Below are 15,662 nucleotides of genomic sequence, written 5' to 3'. Positions count from 1 at the left end.
CTTTATGAAGTTTGATGACCGGCTCGAACGGATCGTTGCCCGTTCCGATGAGTTACAGGCGCTCATGTCTTCCGGAGAGGCTGCCGGGGACGAGTTCGTGCGTTTTTCGCGTGAGTATTCCGAACTGGAGCCAGTGGTTGCTTCCATCCGTGCGTGGAAGGAAGTTGCTGTCCAGAAAGAGGGCGCTCAGGCGCTCCTTCTGGACCCAGAAATGCGTGAACTTGCGCAACTTGAACTTCAGGAGATAAGCGAGCGCCTGCCTGTTCTGGAGCATGAACTTCGTTTGGCGTTGCTTCCCAAGGATGCAGCAGACGAGCGAAGCGCAATTCTTGAAATTCGTCCCGCGGCGGGTGGAGATGAGGCTGGCCTTTTCGCGGCCGAACTCTTTGACGCATACAGGCGCTTTTCGGAACAGAACGGATGGCGTTTCGAAATCATGGAATATGCCGAAAGTGAAGTTGCGGGCCTGAAGGACGGCATGGCAACAATTTCCGGTCGTTCTGTTTTCGCCCGGATGAAGTATGAATCCGGTGTCCATCGTGTCCAGCGCGTGCCCGCAACTGAAAGTCAGGGGCGAATTCACACCTCCACGGTTACTGTTGCGGTTCTGCCGGAAGCGCAGGAAGTTGACGTCACGATCAATGAAGACGACCTGCGGATCGACGTTTATCGTGCCTCTGGCGCAGGTGGGCAGCACGTCAACAAGACCGAGAGTGCGGTGCGTATCACGCATCTACCAACTGGTGTTGTTGTTGCCATGCAGGAGGAGCGGAGTCAGCACAAGAACCGTGCCAAGGCCATGACCATCCTGCGCGCGCGTCTTTATGAAGCGCAACGAATGGAAGCGCATAATTCGCGTGCGGCAGACCGGAAGTCTCAGGTGGGGACGGGTGATCGCTCAGAGCGTATCCGGACTTACAATTTCCCGCAGGGGCGTGTGACGGATCATCGGATCAATCTTACGCTTCACAAGATCGAGCGTGTTATGGGGGGTGAATTCGATGAAATCATCGACGCGCTGACCCGTGAAGAACAGACAGAGCTTCTGGCAGCCGAGGGTTTCTAGGCCCCCAAAAGCCGGTTGTTATGTGCTGGGTGCAGCACAGACGGCTGCACGGCCGTGACGGTGCGTTGCCACGGTTTCGTCGTTATAATCAACGAGGAAAAAATCCGTGAAGTTGTTGCTGCCGACAGCATCCAGAGCGTGTCCTTCGGGATGGTGAAGCTGACCTTCACTGCTCACCCGGTGTGTTTCCTGATGCCCGTCGTGAACGATCGTGATTTCTCCGCACAGGGCATAATCAACATCGAAACGGCCCGCGGGAAGCGGTACTGTTGTGGTCTCGTGGGATTTGCTTAATCCGAGATGAAAAGTCGCCACAAGATTTCCGTCAATGTAGAGGCGTGAAATCTCGGAAATTTCTTCTGGGGCGCGTTCGTCTGTCACAGTGAACGTGCCGGGTGCCTCGGTCTGGGCAAGTGCCGGCTGAAGGGCACAGCTGAAGAGCAGACTTGAGAAAAGGAGCGCGCGTTTGGACTTCATGACCCCAACCATAGCAGGTTTCGAAAGAAGATGATCCGCAAAGATGTTCTTCTGCGCAATGCAGCACAGGCACTGAATACAGCAGGTATCGAAGATCCACGCCGTGAGGCAAGACTTCTTCTGGGTTGGGCGAGCCGTCGGGACTTTTCTCAACTTCTTGGAATGGATGTTGTGGATGATGAAGCTGAAGCCCGTTTCGAAATAGCCCTCGCGCGCCGGGTCGCGCGGGAGCCAATGGCTTTCATTACAGGCGAAGCAGGATTCTGGACGCTCGATCTGGAAGTATCTGCGGACACATTAATTCCGCGTGGAGATAGCGAAGCCCTGATCGAGGCTTTGTTGGAGGTGAAACCAGATCGCAACAGTGTGACGTCAGTGCTGGATCTCGGGACGGGGACGGGGTGTCTGCTTCTTGCGGCTCTTTCCGAATATAAGGCGGCTTTTGGTCTCGGGGTTGATCTTGAGCCGGGAGCGGCAGCTCTGGCGGCCCGCAATGCTCACCGCAATGGCTTTGCAGGCCGGAGCAGTTTTTTTGCGGGCTCCTGGAACAGCGCGTTGAACGGTCGTTTCGATGTTGTGCTGTCCAATCCTCCGTATATCGAAACGGCGGATGTCGCGGCTTTGATGCCCGAAGTTGCAGTTTATGAGCCTGCGCGTGCGCTTGATGGCGGTCCTGATGGGTTGAACGCTTATCGTGTGATCTGTGCGGCTCTGCCAAATCTTCTTACGAAGGAGGGATGTGCCGTTCTGGAAATGGGCATTGGTCAGATCGATGATGTCGCGGCTATCGGGTTGGAGTTCGGCCTCGTGGAGGTGTTGCGACACAGGGATCTGGGTGGGATTCCGAGGGCACTTGTGCTGCGTAGTGCCCAAGGGGGCGGAAAATAGATTGGCTTGATGGAAAAGAGTTGATAGTGTCGCAGAAGTCGTAGCCGGGAATGTCTGCGCTCCTAGGAGTTTTTCATTTCCCCTGACGATCTTCCTCCCTTTGCCTGTGTCCATACAGACCGGTGACGGCAGGAACGACCGGGAAAACGTCTGGTCACACCGAGATAGACAAGACGTCTTTTCGATAACGACGGTTGGGTCCCTTCGTATGGGCGAAGTGGAAGACCGTCCTCAGGAAAATGCATCACGGGTCGATGAATATGAAGCGTATGAGAAGCCGGCATCATCGTGCGGGAAACGGTGGTGGATCGTCGCGTGGCAGCTCTGGCAGCAATAGCGGTGGCCAGACTCCTTTAAACCGCAACCATGTATTTGATAGCAACGGTCCCGATCTCCGCATCCGTGGTACGGCGCAGCAGCTTTTCGAAAAATATCTTCAGCTCGGGCGGGATGCAACGGGCACGGGTGATCGTATTCTTGCTGAAGCCTATTTTCAGCATGCCGAGCATTATTTTCGCATTCTGAATGCCATGAATCAGGCTGCTCAGCAGAGCCAGCAGGAGCGGATGGAGCGTCAGCAGCAACGTCAGCGTTCTTATGAGCAGCACCGCGAAGATCGTGAGTCGCGTGAGGGGGATCAGCCTCGTGAGGGGGGGGACGATAGTTACGACGCCCACTCCCAGCAGGACAGCGAGCCAGCAGGCGCAGAATAAGCCTACAGGTTATAAAAAAGCCCTCTCGAGAAATCGGCAGAGGGCTTTTTTATAAGCGCCCTATAAAGCGTTCCGGGAGATGGTAGAGTTCATCTCCGTTTATGTGAATATCCAGACGGTAGCGTTCATTTACGCGCTCTGAAACACTGTTCTGAACGCTTCTTCTGTACGCGCAGAAACGAGTGTCGCTTTCGTTCAACTCTCCTTCCGTCACCGAAAGGCCGGACATGCTGGAAAGCATGTCGCTCCAGTCGGTATCAGCAAGGCGCTGGTGCTGGCCCACCGTGTCGGAACACCAGGGCTGCACTCTGGTACGTGTAAGGCGTTGCAGGCCGCTGTCCAGATCCGCATAGCGCAGGTGGAAGAGGAAAAGATTGGGGCAGGGGTCTGGCAGGATCTCAGTGCAGCAGTGGAATCCTGGAGCCCATGTTACTGGCTGTCGGATCAGGACTGTTTTGCACATTGCGCTGGAGAAGCGGATATGGCGTCTCTGGAGTGAGATAAGCTGTGAGTAATCAAGCGCCATTTCTGTTCCAAGGCGATGGATGACATCAAACCCGGTTGCTGTGACGGCTGGCAGAAAAGAAGACTGGGCGAAGGAAATCAGGGAAGGAAAGCGTTCTGGGTCTGCGACGAGCAGTTCATCAACATCGACGTAAATGACGCTATCATACCATTCCAGCAGGCTTGCACAGAACTGACCTATGGCGCGAGCACGTCTTTCGTCGTCCTGCGGAGAGCGGGGTATTCGGACCCGATTAATATCGCCAAGATTTTCGGTGGAGCCATCTGTTGAGCCATGGTCAAGAACATAGCAGGCTTGTTCACCAACCTGACTTCCATAATGTCTTTTCCAAACCGTCAGGTGTTGTGGCTCATTATAAACCATCGTGACGATGGCCAAAGGCTTCTTGATCATGCCCCGCACTCTAGGGCGTGGTTAAACCAAGGCACAGAGGCTGATAAAATTTTTTAGAAAAAGGGTGGATGGTAGCGGCGGACGGATTTGAACCGCCGACCAAGGGATTATGATTCCCCTGCTCTACCACTGAGCTACGCCGCCATCCCGCCAGTATGTCCCGGCGTTGGAACGGGGATTTAAGGGAGGTCGGCGCGTCTGTCAACACGTTGTGTGACAGAACATACGATCTTTTCGTGTCACATTTTGTCTGGGGAGAGCATCTGTTATGTCACGTTCTGTTCTTTTTTCCCTGCACGCCATCTGGAGCTCTGCCCTGTGACGCAGCATTTTGTCAGCACGCTGTTTGCCATCCGCTCGTACTTTACCTGGTTGCCGGCGCCAGTCGTGTCCGTTCTCATGCTCGCGGTCGTAGGGTTTCTTGGGTTTTATTGCGGTAACGTCGTAACGTCTCTTGCCCTTCGAATGCCGGGTACGCGCAGTGCTGCATTGATTCGCACGATAGTTGCGGCGCTAAGACGCCCTACGCGGGCGATGGTCATGCTGATCGCAATGCGTGCCGCGCTTCCCGCAGCGACAGGTTTTTCGTTTGAGAGCGAAGAGAACATCAAGCTGTTTCTGATGTTCGTGTTGATCCTGACATTCGGATTTTCCGCAATTATTGTCTTCAGGATCATGACGGAGGCTTATCTCAACAAGCTTTCCACGCGCGAACAGTCTGATGACATCATGATCCGCACGCATCAGACCCAGATCCGTGTTCTTCGGCGCCTGATCGAAATTCTTGTGGGCATTGTCACAGTTGCGTCTGCGCTGATGCTGTTTCCCTCAGTGAAGCAATACGGAATTTCGTTGTTTGCGTCCGCAGGTGCGGCTTCGCTGGTGGTCGGTCTGTCCGCTAGAGGGCTTCTGACGAACCTGATTGCCGGTGTGCAGATCGCCATTACCCAGCCGATCCGGATGGAAGATCTCATCATCATCAATGGCGACTGGTGCTGGGTTGAGGAAATCAACGCGACCTATGTTGTGCTGCGTGTATGGGACTGGCGTCGTTATATCGTGCCCATCTCATATTTTCTGGAGAACAAGTTCGAGAACTGGACACACAACTCTGCTGCGATCATCGGTGTGGTGTTTCTATGGCTGGATTACGAAGCACCCATGGACAAAATCCGCGAAATGTTGGGTGAAATCATCAAGACCTGCCCGTTATGGGACGGAAAAGTTTTTGATGCGCAGGTTGCGGACTGTAATGGGCAGGTCATGTCCATTCGTATCATCGCGAGTGCGCGCAATGCTCTGCAAAGCTGGGATCTGCGTTGTGATATCCGTGAGAAAATTATTGCCCGTATGCGTGAGGAATGCCCTGAGGCTCTGCCGCGAACCCGCTTTGCAATGGTTCCGCCTGCTCCCGGGATGGACGCGTGGCCAAGTGCGGACATGATTTCACCGCCGATCCAGCGTCCTCCTCCAGGCAGTTACATGGGGCCGGGTTCACCAACGCCCCCATCGGCTGGTCCTTCGCTATGAGGGCACGTTATGTGGCTTTGGGTGCGGTGGTGATGCTCCTTAGTGGCTGTGTACGCTCGGAGAACCACACGGTGATGGTCGATCATGGGTTTCATGAGACGATCCGTCAGATCGTCGTTTATGGAAGCCCGGATCAGTCTCATATGCGCTGGATCAGGGGAGGCTATGATCAGGCGATGCGACAGGATTTCGCGCAATGTGGAATTTCGCTCACGCTCATGCGGCATGAAGATGGGGACGAGATTGATCGCCTCCAGCAAACAATTGAGATTGTACGTCCCGATGTGTTGCTCATGATGGCGCCCGTGAATGCCCCTCGGGACAATACGATGTTTGATGTTCATGGGGAGTACAAACTCACCCTGTTTTCCGTAAAAGAGCATCGGTTTGTCTGGCGAGGACGGCAGAAACTATCTGCCATCTATGAGCCCGGCGCGGATCTTGGTGCGCGATTTGCACGGACACTTTTCAACCGCCTTGCAGGGGATGGCCTGCTTGGAGCAGGGTGCCACCCATCCCCCTGAAAATCAGACGTCCTCGGACTGAGCCATAAGGGAGTGTCTGCGCCCGTATAATACGTATGTCAGGATGCCAAGGGACACGTAAACCACCAGCAGAACAAGCGGCACGGGGTTTCCTCCAGCAACCGAGTGTACCATGTCGATGACGAGCGGGAGCGTCATCAGCAGGCAGAACAAGATGCCGAGCACCGGTGCGATCCCGATCCATATGCCCTTGATCCGGAAGCCTCCCATGGGGACGCTGAACGGGCGGGCCATGTCAGGGCGGGTATTACGCTGCCAGATCACTGTGAAGCACACGATTCCAAAAGCTGCGGCTGTACCGATCGAAACGAGATCGCTGATGATGTCGATGGGGAGTGTGGCTGTGATGAGGGCCACGATGATGCCAAGCACGATTGTGCCGATCCAGGGCGTCTGCATCCGAGGGTGAACACGGCCGAAAAATTTCGGGATCAGGCCGTCGCGACTGATGGTTAGCAATACGCGGGATTGGGCATACATCAGGCCCATGAGAACGGAGCATAGGCCGATTGTTGCGCCGATATTGACCAGCAGAGAGAGCCACGGAGTGCCGATGATCTTGACCGCTATGGCGAGTGGGTCCGGAACGTCCAGCTTCTGGTAAGGTACGACGCCCAGAAGAACCGATGCCACCGCCATATAGACGATCGTACAGATAAGCAGGCTGCCAATGATCCCGATTGGAATATCACGTGTGGGATTGCGTGCTTCTGAAGACGCAGTCGAAACGGCCTCGAAGCCTACATAGGCAAAGAAGATAACGGAAGCGGCTCGGAAGACGCCTTTGACACCATAATGGAAGCCGCCCTGGCTTGGAGGAATGAATGGGTGCCAGTTGGCGGGACTGATCGCATGGAAGCCCATGGCGATGAAGACGAACAAGACGCCCACTTTCAGGAAGACGATCACAGTATTCACACGTGCTGATTCTTCCACTCCACGCACCAGCAGAGCCGTGACGACCATGACAGCAACGAATCCGATGAGGTCGACCCGGAATCCTCCACTGATTGCTGTCCCGCCCGATCCTGCAACCGGCTGCAGTGTGGCATGTGCGAGCGCCGATGGGACATGAATGCCGAACACACTCATCAAGGAGCTTGCGTACCCTGATAATCCGGCTGCAACCGCAGAACACGAAATGCCATATTCGAGAAGCAGCAGCCATCCCACGGTCCAGGCCGCTTTCTCGCCCATGGAAATATATGCGTAGGAATATGCGGAGCCTGAAACAGGGAGAGTCGAAGCCAGTTCGCCATACGAGAAGGCGGTAAACAGACAGGCAAGTGCTGCAATCACGAATGAGATCAGCACGGAAGGGCCTGCATATTCGGCCGCGGCCGTGCCGGTCATGACGTAAATGCCAGCCCCGATCGTGGCGCCAACCCCTAGAAGGATGAGCTGTGTGGCCGTTAGAGTCCGCTTGAGTCCGCTTTTTGCATTCTCGGCGGTGACCTGTTCCAGCGTTTTGCGACGTGGGGTTCGGGAAGCGGGCGGAGCGCTGGATTGTATCGGTTCTGGCATGATCCGTAATGTGCCGGGAAAGTGGCCGTCTGTGAAGTTTTTCAGAAAATGATTCCGACGCCCGCCAGCAACCCGGCCAGAAGGCAGTAAAGCCCGAAGGGCGTAAGTGCCCAGCCATCATGGTTGCGGAAGAAACGTAGCATCACGAGAGAACAGATCAGGGCAGTAACTCCTGCCACGGCTGCTCCGGCGACAGACTGCACCATGACCTCATGGGAAATGGTCATGTGTCTCATTTCCCAGGCCTCTTTCACCGTTGCTGCAAGAACGATCGGCTGCGCCATGAGGAGTGAGAAACGGGCTGCAGTTCCGTGGTCCAGCCCGCGGAGAAGACCACCATTCATTGTGGCGCCTGAGCGTGAAAGGCCCGGCAGAAGTGCGAGGCACTGCCAGATCCCGATGATGAAGGCGTCTTTGAGCTGAAGGGCGGCGATCGGCTTGTGCTGGTATCTTCCGCGTTGGCGGCGGAGCCATTCCGTTGCGATCAGCAGAAGGCCGTTGAGCATCAGGAAGCCCGCGACGGCGAAGGGATTTCCAAATACCGAGCGCAGGGCGTGCTCGAAAAGGGCTCCCATGATGACGGCCGGGATAGTGGCCACGACAAGCAGGAGGAATACACGTACCGATTCGAGCTGTCGGTGTCTGCCGTAGCGCCCCAAAATTCCTGAAAAGATGGCCAGCCAGTCCTGCCAGAAGACTGCCGTCAGGGCGAGGAGCGTCCCCACGTGCAGCATGGTGAGGAATGGCAGGAAGAGCGGCGAATGCTCATCCAGGTTCCAGTGCAGTACGGCTGGAATGAGGACGGCGTGGCCGAGGCTGCTGATGGGGAAGGGTTCGGTAATACCCTGCACGATAGCGAGTATGATGGCCTGAAAGAGCGTCATGGTGCCTGCGAACATGGGCTGAAAGGAACAGTCCTTGCCCCAAGCCGCCTTGGGGCGCAACCTTGACCCGGTTGTGAAGGGCAGACTAACTCGCACGTTCTTTCAGAAATTTCGGCAGAATTTGAGGCGCGCAATGCAGGCAGGAATGAGTGGTCGCGGTGGAGCGATCCTGGCAAGCGGCCTTGTTCTGGCCGTGGCGGGCGGTTTTCTTTTATACGGAGGTGTTCTGGAGCGTGGCCCGTTGACCCATGGCGTGACGATGCACGCGCATTTCAACTCCGCCAACGGACTGAGTGCAGGGGCGGATGTTGATCTCGGCGGTGTTCAGGTGGGGCGGGTGCAGTCCATCACACTTAATCCACAAACACAGATGGCTGATGTCGCCTTTACCGTGGATCAGAACCTGCATCTCCCCGAAGACACTGCTGTGGGCATCGGGGCGCCCAGCATGACCTCGGACAATGCATTGCAGATTGTTCCGGGCCATGGATCGAAAATTCTTTCGCCGGGCGGACTGATTACCGATACGCGTGATCAGCTTTCGCTTGAGCAGCAGGTTAGCAATTATATCTTTGGTGGCGGTCAGCTCGGGCAGTAAAGCGTTTGGTTCTGCTCAGTCATTGAGCGGATAGGACGCGAGCAGGCGGCGCTGTTTGCGCCATGCCCAGAGCATCGTGAAGGCGCCAGACGGTTTCCAGCCACGCGCGCGGTTTGCTGCACCGATCAGGAAAGTTTGGCGGTAATGCGAGAACTGTGCGCGGTAGGCTTCCCACAGGGTGGTACGGCGATCCCAGATATGTGTGGCTTCTGAACCGACCCCATTGATCTCAATGATCTGGAAGTCTTCGCCGCGTTTCAGGGCGTCGATGGAACTGACCTTCATGTCTACGCGCCCGAAATGGAAATCGGGGACGTCTTTCATGATGGCATCAAGGCGCTTCACGAGTTCAGGCGTGGCGTCAGCGCGGCCGTCGCGGAAGATGGAGCCTTTGCAGTGATTGCCTGCAAATACCAAAGGCATTTGCTCACCAGCCGCGAGGACGATGTTTTCCTTCCCGGCCAACCGCGGGAGATAGATTTGCGGAACCTGGCCCATGCGTGGATCGCGCATGACGAGTTCCTTGATCGTGGAAGCGCCATCGCCCAGAAGGACGGGGGCTTCCTTGTAGGTGATCGATGTGATGCGACCGCATTTCTCATCGGGGTGGCGAATATAAAACACACCAGCTTCCACAGGATATTCGATCAGCTTCTGGACCAGCAGCGCCACGTCATTTGGGAACTGGGGTAGTATTTCTTCGAGATGCGCCCGGTCACGGACGAGTTTTACGCCGGTGCCGTTGCAGCCGATGTCAGGCTTGACCACAACGGGAAACGAAAGTCCCCGCCGTTCCATGGCCTCGAGCGCGCGTTGGAAAGCGCCGGGCCCACTGCGAAAAACTGAATAGGGCGCAATGGCCTGTTCAGCCACTGGGCCCGCCATGTCGAGAATGGAGGATTTGCTCTCGCCGCACAGACCACCTGTTTCGATGCGGGGGTTCGCGGCGGTGGGGATACTGAAATCGCGGTATTTCAGGCCCATAACGATCCAGTAGAGGACGATGGGCGTGTAGAAAATTGAGTTCGGCCAGAATTCGAAAAGTGAAAGAGGGTTCTGGTCGGAGGTGGGCGCGTGCTCTGACATGCGGCTTACTGACTCACGGTCTGAATGCGGGCGATAAGACGGCCCATGAGAACGATGCAAAGGACGAACCCGGCCAGTCCTGCCCAGCGCCAGCCACCCTGATGGGCCAGAAGCCAGCCGCCAATACGCATGGCGAGCAGGAAAAGCATTGTTGTCCAGACAAGCGTAGCGAGAACGGCTGTGACGGCAAAGCGCGGGAAGGGAGCGCGGAAAAAGCCACATGCCGTATAAAGGGGAAGGCGCGCACCGGGAACAAAACGTGAAATTGCAACGATGCGGATCGTGTTTCTGGTGAACCAGTCCTGCGTTCGTTCCCGTTTTGGAAGCGTCAGGAAACGCCGGAGGTATGGCCACCGTGCCCCGGCTGCACCGAGCCAGTAGAGACCCATATCGCCAACAGCTACGCCGAAATAAAGCGCTCCAAGCGCCAGGAACATGTCTACCTGGCCGGCGCGTGCCGCAACGCCGGAAAGAACGGTCGCAACATCTTCGAGGATAAAGGTGCCAAGAACGATGCTGGCGGCCTTGAGCCACGTTGGCTGGGTGGCCAGGGCAGGGCCTATGGCGATCACGACGGGAAGTTTTCTGAGGGCATGGAGCGTCGGTTTCGCATGTCAGCGCGCTCACGACAATCTTGTCGGATTTTTCTTTGCATTCCGGAGCGTATTGATCGGGCTCCATGGCTGGTGGCGGATGGTAGAGATTGCTAGCGTGAGAATGTCATTCAACTGCGTCGGGACCAATCATAACGTGCTTCACAGACGTCACCTGCTTGCTTCCCTGTCATCTGCCGCTGCTCTGGCTGCATATGGCGTTCGTCCCGCGCAGGCGCAGGACTATTCGGAGTTTCTGGCCAATGTTCGCGCGCAGGCGCTGGCACAGGGTTTTTCGTCCAGCATCGTGTCCCGCGCACTCGCCCTGACCTCCCGTCCGAACGAAAAGGTTCTGAAGCTCGATCGCCACCAGCCGGAATTTACGCTGACCTGGGCGCAGTACCGGGATCGTGTGCTGCCGGAGTCGCGCTTCCAGAAAGGTCGCGCGGCATATGGCGAACAGAAGGCCCTGATGAGCCCTATCACAAGCCGGTTCGGCTGCGATGATCGTGGGGTCATGGGAATATGGGGGCTCGAATCGGGGTTTGGTGCTCACACAGGAACATTCTCGATTATCGACGCACTTGCGACACTGGGTTTTGATGGCCGTCGCTCGACTTATTTCCGCGGCGAACTGCTCAAGGCACTTCAGATCCTCAATGATGGTGATATCGCGCCGGAAGCCATGCTGGGCAGTTATGCGGGAGCGATGGGTCAGGCACAGTTCATGCCCAGCGCTTATCTTCGGTTCGCAGCAGACGGGGACGGAGACGGCAAACGCAATATCTGGACATCTGACGCCGATGTCTTTGCATCCATTGCCAACTACCTCGGGCGCTCAGGCTGGCGCCGCAATGAACCTTGGGGACAGGAAATCTCCCTGACCAAACCCATCGCCCAAACTGAAGTCGGACGCACCAAAACGCATACGTTGGGTGAATGGATGGAGATGGGCGTGCGGCGCACGGATGGAGGGCGCTTCTCGCGGACCGATGTGAAGGGGGCCATTGTGAGGCCTGATGGCGAGGGCACGCAGGCATTTATGACGTACCATAATTTCAACGTGATCCGTCGCTACAATCCGTCGGATTACTACGCGCTTGGCGTGGGCCTACTGGGGACTGGCATTGTTTCTGCGTAATTCCGGCTGTCTGCTTCTGACTGTATCGCTTCTTGCGGCGTGCCACAGAGACGAAACTCCGTCGTCCGCAACTGCGCATCCACACTACCAGCTCGGAAATGCGTGGCATGGAGCGCGCGGATGGTTCTATCCGCACGAACAGTTCACCTATCGCGCGACGGGCATCGCCACGCGCGAAGTGCGTATGACAGACCGGCTGACAGCGGACGGAGAAGCATGGTCAGCTAACAGCATGACAGGCGCTCATCAGACCCTTCAGCTGCCTGCCATCGTGACTGTTCGTAATCTGCAGAACGGGCGTATCGTAACGATCAGGCTCAATGCCCGCGGTCCGGATAGTCCGGGGCGGATCATTGCGATTTCTCCAAAGGCCGCTGACCTTCTGGGAATGACGTCAGACACACCTGTTGAGATTGTCGAGGACGAGGCTGCAAGCCACCAGCTTGCGGAGTCCCTCAATGGTGCGCCCGCAGGGGACGTACAGAAGGCACCCGTTGGCGAGGTTCAGGCAGAGTCGCTCAGTGATGGCTCGAAGCAGATTTTCGGAAATTCTCCGCTCCCTGCTCAGACAGTAACAGCTTCGCTCGCAGCTTTGCCTGTCACATGGCAGCAGAGCATGAGTGGTCCGTCGGGGCTCTACGTTCTTCTAGGGCTTTTCTCGGGTCATGCGGCTGCCCAGCAGGTGGCGCTTCGTTGTGGTGGACAGGTTGTAAGGGCTTATGATGGCGCCGGGCTGGACTGGAAAGTTCGGAGTGGCCCCTATGGCGACGTGGCTCAGGCCGATGCGGCACTGGACCAGACCCGTGCGTGCGGGGTAGATGGCGCGCGGATCATTGTTGAATGACGGCTTCCAAAATGCAGGCCAAACGACTGGGGACCAACGTGCGGACTAGACGCTCTCTTTTCGGTGGTGTGGCCGGGCTCGCTGCCTGTGCATCTCTCGGCAGGCCGCTTGCGGCCCTGGCGAAGCCCCACCACCATGCAGCCCATAGTAAGGCCGCCACTGCGACTGCTGCGGCAACAGACGCCTTGGCGCCTGTTGGTGGGCCGGCAAACACGCCGCTTGGTCCGTTTGATACGGTGGCCCGCTGGGCATATGTCGTTGATTACGACACAGGCGCCGTTCTGCTGGACAAGGCATCTGACGTACGTATGGCGCCTTCGTCGCTGACGAAGATGATGACTGCTTATATCGTGTTCGGCATGCTCGCTACCGGCCGCATCCATCTGGAGCAGGCACTGCCGGTGAGCGAAAAGGCCTGGCGTACTCAGGGCTCCAAGATGTTCGTGCCGCTGGGCGAGAGCGTTCTGGTTTCAGACCTTGTGCAGGGAATGCTCATTCAATCAGGTAACGATGCCTGCATCGTGCTGGCGGAAGGTATTGCCGGTTCGGAAGAGCGGTTTGTGGCCATGATGAACGAGGAAGCCCCTAAGATCGGGCTTGAGAACTCACATTTTATGAACGTGACCGGCCTGCCTGCGGAAGGTCACTACATGACTGCCCGCGACGTTGCGACTGTTGCGTCCCATCTGATCCGCGATTTCCCGCAGTATTACCATTATTTCGGTGAACTCGATTTTACCTACAACAAGATCCATCAGGGTAACCGTAACGTTCTGGTGGACAAGGGGCTCGCTGACGGCCTGAAGACCGGTCATACGGACGCTGGTGGTTATGGTCTGTGCGCCAGCTCCAAGCGTAACGGTAACCGCGTCATCGTCGTCATCAACGGGACTTCTTCAAGTAACGAGCGTGCGCATGAAGGCGAACGCCTGATGTCTTGGGCTTTTGCGAATTTTGATAATGCGACCCTCTTCCGCAAGGGGCAGGTTATCGATCACGCTCCGGTCTGGATGGGCGAGTCGAAAGAAGTTCCGTTGGTTGCAGGTGCAGATATCGTCATGACGCTCCCGGCAGGGTGGCAGCAGCGCTCTCATATCTCGGTCGATTATGCATCACCCGTGATTGCGCCTGTGCGTCTCGGGCAGGAATGTGGTGCGTTGGTTATCTCTGCGCCTAACATGGCTGATATCCGCGTTCCGCTTCAGGCGGGTGCATCTGTTGCAAAGCTTGGAGTTGTGGCCCGTGCCATGACGCGTCTTGGCCATGGCCCTGCACGTTAAAGGTGGCCTTTTCCTGACGCTGGAAGGTGGCGAGGGGGCTGGTAAGTCCACTCAGGCCCGTCTGCTGGCGGACGCACTGCGCGAGGAAGGGTATGAGGTTGTACTGACCCGCGAGCCTGGTGGCACGCCGGGCGCGGAAGAGATAAGGCACCTGCTTCTTTTCGGTGAGGCAGACCTTTCATGGCGCTCGGAAATCATGGCGCACATGTCTGCCCGCTGCGATCATCTGGACAATCTGATCGTTCCTGCGCTGGCTGCGGGGAAAATAGTGGTCTGTGATCGTTTCCACGATTCAACGCTGGCCTATCAGGGCTATGGCATCGGTATGGGGGACGCGGAGCGATTGGCATTTATCGCCGGGCTTCGGTCGCTCGTCGCCTGTGAGCCTGCGCTCACGCTTCTGCTTGATCTCCCGCGGGATCAGGCACTCGATCGTCTTCATGCGCGTGGTGGACGGACTGATCGCTATGAGGGACAGGCCGAAGCATTCCACCGTAGGGTTTTGGATGGATTTGACACGATCGCGGAAAAAAATCCTGATCGTGTCATGCGCCTTAATGCAGCCCGGACGCCCGATGCTTTAAGCCGCTCCATTCTTGAAATCGTGCAGAACCGTATTGCACAGGTATCGGATCAAGGAGACGCGTGAAGGACCCCAGGCAAAATTTTAATCTTCGTGGCCATGAGCAGGCAGAGCGCGTTTTTGGTGAAGCGCTTTCGTCTGGACGCCTGCATCATGCCTGGTTGATTGCAGGGCCGGCCGGTATCGGTAAAGCAACTTTGGCGTTTCATCTCGCCCGTGTGTTGCTTGGAGCGGAGACGCCGGATTCTCCTGCTGCGCGTCGGGTTACTGCCGGTACACATGGCGATCTACTCGAAATTGCCCGCGCCGTTGACGAAAAACGCGGGCGCCTTCGTAGTGAAATCACAGCAGCCGATGTGAGGCCGGTGCAGGCGTTTATGCGTCACACGGCGACTGAGGGTGGTTGGCGCGTTGTAATTGTCGATGGTGCGGAATTTCTGAATCGCTTTGCTGCCAATGCTCTCCTGAAAATTCTGGAAGAGCCACCTCCACGATCAATTATTTTTCTGACGACATCTTCTCCAGGCGCGCTTTTGCCAACAATTCGCAGCAGATGCCGACCATTGGTATTATCGCCACTATCTGATGCTGAGATGCGGTTTGTTCTGCCGGATGTCAGGGATGATGTTCTTGCCCGTGCGCATGGCTCACCGGGACGGGCAATGTTTCTTGCTCAGGACAAAGACGGGGCAATTGCGTCATTTGTGACGGAAATCCTGCGTGGAAAGCGCTTGGATGCTGATATGATGGCGTTGGTGGATCGTGTGGCACGAGAGACGGAAGGTTTCGCATTGCTGTGCGATTTGCTAGGCGAGGGACTGGCAGAACGTGCGCGCTCGGATGTCGGGCATGGCGATCTGTCTCATGCAGCCCTGGCGGCGCAGCAGCGTTCCGATCTGGAAACGCTGAGGCGCCAGACCGAGGGTTTTAATCTGGACAAGGCTCAGGCCATCCGACAGGCAGTGGAACTCGCTGCCCACGCGTGATGGCC

At 56.7% G+C, this 15,662-nt stretch carries 17 protein-coding genes and 1 tRNA gene; 11 read left to right on the top strand and 7 right to left on the bottom strand.

The window, feature by feature from the left end; translation table 11 throughout:
- The first annotated feature begins 4 nt into the window (after nt 1–4).
- Nucleotides 5–1,066: a peptide chain release factor 1 gene (gene prfA / locus GWA01_RS05965; RefSeq protein WP_146794910.1), complete on the top strand. Its 1,062-nt coding sequence runs from the start codon at nt 5–7 to the stop codon at nt 1,064–1,066.
- A gap of 18 nt (nt 1,067–1,084) precedes the next feature.
- Here the strand turns inward: prfA and GWA01_RS05960 are convergent, their stop codons facing one another.
- On the bottom strand, nt 1,085–1,543 hold the full coding sequence (locus tag GWA01_RS05960) for a hypothetical protein (protein WP_146794908.1): 459 nt from the start codon (nt 1,541–1,543) through the stop codon (nt 1,085–1,087).
- Between the two features lie 30 nt (nt 1,544–1,573).
- Between GWA01_RS05960 and prmC the strand changes: the two genes are divergently transcribed.
- Nucleotides 1,574–2,431, top strand: a complete 858-nt coding sequence (gene prmC, locus GWA01_RS05955) for a peptide chain release factor N(5)-glutamine methyltransferase (RefSeq protein WP_146794906.1) — start codon at nt 1,574–1,576, stop codon at nt 2,429–2,431.
- Between the two features lie 254 nt (nt 2,432–2,685).
- On the top strand, nt 2,686–3,144 hold the full coding sequence (locus GWA01_RS05950; RefSeq protein ID WP_146794904.1) for a DUF4167 domain-containing protein: 459 nt from the start codon (nt 2,686–2,688) through the stop codon (nt 3,142–3,144).
- A gap of 49 nt (nt 3,145–3,193) precedes the next feature.
- On the opposite strand, the gene GWA01_RS05945 is transcribed toward GWA01_RS05950, so the two are convergent.
- Both GWA01_RS05945 and GWA01_RS05940 read right to left on the bottom strand, forming a co-directional pair.
- Nucleotides 3,194–4,063: a glycosyltransferase family 2 protein gene (locus tag GWA01_RS05945; protein WP_146794903.1), complete on the bottom strand. Its 870-nt coding sequence runs from the start codon at nt 4,061–4,063 to the stop codon at nt 3,194–3,196.
- A gap of 69 nt (nt 4,064–4,132) precedes the next feature.
- A tRNA-Met gene (locus GWA01_RS05940) sits at nt 4,133–4,207 on the bottom strand.
- A 174-nt stretch (nt 4,208–4,381) separates the two neighbouring features.
- Between GWA01_RS05940 and GWA01_RS05935 the strand changes: the two genes are divergently transcribed.
- Together GWA01_RS05935 and GWA01_RS05930 are read left to right on the top strand one after the other, a co-directional pair.
- A complete protein-coding gene (locus GWA01_RS05935; RefSeq protein ID WP_146794902.1) occupies nt 4,382–5,593 on the top strand; it encodes a mechanosensitive ion channel family protein in 1,212 nt (403 codons plus the stop codon).
- Nucleotides 5,590–6,117 (top strand): hypothetical protein, encoded by a 528-nt coding sequence (locus GWA01_RS05930; RefSeq protein WP_146794901.1) that lies wholly within the window; start codon nt 5,590–5,592, stop codon nt 6,115–6,117. The genes GWA01_RS05935 and GWA01_RS05930 overlap by 4 nt, the downstream gene beginning before the upstream one ends.
- Before the next feature lie 3 nt (nt 6,118–6,120).
- On the opposite strand, the gene GWA01_RS05925 is transcribed toward GWA01_RS05930, so the two are convergent.
- On the bottom strand, nt 6,121–7,662 hold the full coding sequence (locus tag GWA01_RS05925) for an amino acid permease (RefSeq protein ID WP_146794900.1): 1,542 nt from the start codon (nt 7,660–7,662) through the stop codon (nt 6,121–6,123).
- A gap of 41 nt (nt 7,663–7,703) precedes the next feature.
- A complete protein-coding gene (locus tag GWA01_RS05920; RefSeq protein WP_146794899.1) occupies nt 7,704–8,546 on the bottom strand; it encodes an undecaprenyl-diphosphate phosphatase in 843 nt (280 codons plus the stop codon).
- Between the two features lie 133 nt (nt 8,547–8,679).
- On the opposite strand from GWA01_RS05920, the gene GWA01_RS05915 reads away from it, so the two are divergent.
- Nucleotides 8,680–9,144: an MlaD family protein gene (locus GWA01_RS05915; RefSeq protein WP_146795590.1), complete on the top strand. Its 465-nt coding sequence runs from the start codon at nt 8,680–8,682 to the stop codon at nt 9,142–9,144.
- 15 nt (nt 9,145–9,159) lie between these two features.
- Here GWA01_RS05915 and GWA01_RS05910 read toward each other — a convergent pair whose 3' ends face one another.
- Both GWA01_RS05910 and GWA01_RS05905 read right to left on the bottom strand, forming a co-directional pair.
- Nucleotides 9,160–10,230, bottom strand: coding sequence for an ATP-grasp domain-containing protein (locus tag GWA01_RS05910; RefSeq protein ID WP_146794898.1), 1,071 nt, complete (start codon nt 10,228–10,230; stop codon nt 9,160–9,162).
- Nucleotides 10,231–10,235: 5 nt separating this feature from the next.
- Nucleotides 10,236–10,802 carry a DedA family protein gene (locus GWA01_RS05905; protein ID WP_146794897.1) on the bottom strand — a complete coding sequence of 189 codons (567 nt, stop codon included), beginning with the start codon at nt 10,800–10,802 and terminating at the stop codon, nt 10,236–10,238.
- Nucleotides 10,803–10,980: 178 nt separating this feature from the next.
- On the opposite strand from GWA01_RS05905, the gene GWA01_RS05900 reads away from it, so the two are divergent.
- The 5 genes from GWA01_RS05900 to GWA01_RS05880 are packed head-to-tail and all read left to right on the top strand — an operon-like array spanning nt 10,981 to nt 15,657.
- A complete protein-coding gene (locus GWA01_RS05900) occupies nt 10,981–11,964 on the top strand; it encodes a lytic murein transglycosylase (RefSeq protein WP_146795586.1) in 984 nt (327 codons plus the stop codon).
- Nucleotides 11,924–12,808 (top strand): septal ring lytic transglycosylase RlpA family protein, encoded by an 885-nt coding sequence (locus GWA01_RS05895; RefSeq protein ID WP_244945711.1) that lies wholly within the window; start codon nt 11,924–11,926, stop codon nt 12,806–12,808. Before GWA01_RS05900 ends, GWA01_RS05895 begins: the two co-directional genes overlap by 41 nt.
- On the top strand, nt 12,805–14,088 hold the full coding sequence (locus GWA01_RS05890; protein ID WP_146794896.1) for a D-alanyl-D-alanine carboxypeptidase family protein: 1,284 nt from the start codon (nt 12,805–12,807) through the stop codon (nt 14,086–14,088). Before GWA01_RS05895 ends, GWA01_RS05890 begins: the two co-directional genes overlap by 4 nt.
- Nucleotides 14,072–14,737 (top strand): dTMP kinase, encoded by a 666-nt coding sequence (tmk, locus tag GWA01_RS05885; RefSeq protein ID WP_146794895.1) that lies wholly within the window; start codon nt 14,072–14,074, stop codon nt 14,735–14,737. The genes GWA01_RS05890 and tmk overlap by 17 nt, the downstream gene beginning before the upstream one ends.
- A complete protein-coding gene (locus GWA01_RS05880) occupies nt 14,734–15,657 on the top strand; it encodes a DNA polymerase III subunit delta' (protein ID WP_146794894.1) in 924 nt (307 codons plus the stop codon). Before tmk ends, GWA01_RS05880 begins: the two co-directional genes overlap by 4 nt.
- The last annotated feature ends 5 nt before the right edge of the window (nt 15,658–15,662 follow it).

It is taken from the genome of Gluconobacter wancherniae NBRC 103581, assembly GCF_007988885.1.
Lineage (GTDB): Bacteria > Pseudomonadota > Alphaproteobacteria > Acetobacterales > Acetobacteraceae > Gluconobacter > Gluconobacter wancherniae.
This window is presented reverse-complemented; position numbering and strand designations above follow the sequence as displayed.

What these genes read in the sequence shown, in the direction of transcription:
- prfA (WP_146794910.1), top strand. Translation starts at nt 5, where the DNA reads ATGAAGTTTGATGACCGGCTCGAACGGATCGTTGCCCGTTCCGATGAG.
- GWA01_RS05960 (WP_146794908.1), bottom strand. Translation starts at nt 1,543, where the DNA reads ATGAAGTCCAAACGCGCGCTCCTTTTCTCAAGTCTGCTCTTCAGCTGT.
- prmC (WP_146794906.1), top strand. Translation starts at nt 1,574, where the DNA reads ATGATCCGCAAAGATGTTCTTCTGCGCAATGCAGCACAGGCACTGAAT.
- GWA01_RS05950 (WP_146794904.1), top strand. Translation starts at nt 2,686, where the DNA reads ATGAATATGAAGCGTATGAGAAGCCGGCATCATCGTGCGGGAAACGGT.
- GWA01_RS05945 (WP_146794903.1), bottom strand. Translation starts at nt 4,063, where the DNA reads ATGATCAAGAAGCCTTTGGCCATCGTCACGATGGTTTATAATGAGCCA.
- GWA01_RS05930 (WP_146794901.1), top strand. Translation starts at nt 5,590, where the DNA reads ATGAGGGCACGTTATGTGGCTTTGGGTGCGGTGGTGATGCTCCTTAGT.
- GWA01_RS05925 (WP_146794900.1), bottom strand. Translation starts at nt 7,662, where the DNA reads ATGCCAGAACCGATACAATCCAGCGCTCCGCCCGCTTCCCGAACCCCA.
- GWA01_RS05920 (WP_146794899.1), bottom strand. Translation starts at nt 8,546, where the DNA reads ATGACGCTCTTTCAGGCCATCATACTCGCTATCGTGCAGGGTATTACC.
- GWA01_RS05915 (WP_146795590.1), top strand. Translation starts at nt 8,680, where the DNA reads ATGCAGGCAGGAATGAGTGGTCGCGGTGGAGCGATCCTGGCAAGCGGC.
- GWA01_RS05910 (WP_146794898.1), bottom strand. Translation starts at nt 10,230, where the DNA reads ATGTCAGAGCACGCGCCCACCTCCGACCAGAACCCTCTTTCACTTTTC.
- GWA01_RS05890 (WP_146794896.1), top strand. Translation starts at nt 12,805, where the DNA reads ATGACGGCTTCCAAAATGCAGGCCAAACGACTGGGGACCAACGTGCGG.
- tmk (WP_146794895.1), top strand. Translation starts at nt 14,072, where the DNA reads ATGGCCCTGCACGTTAAAGGTGGCCTTTTCCTGACGCTGGAAGGTGGC.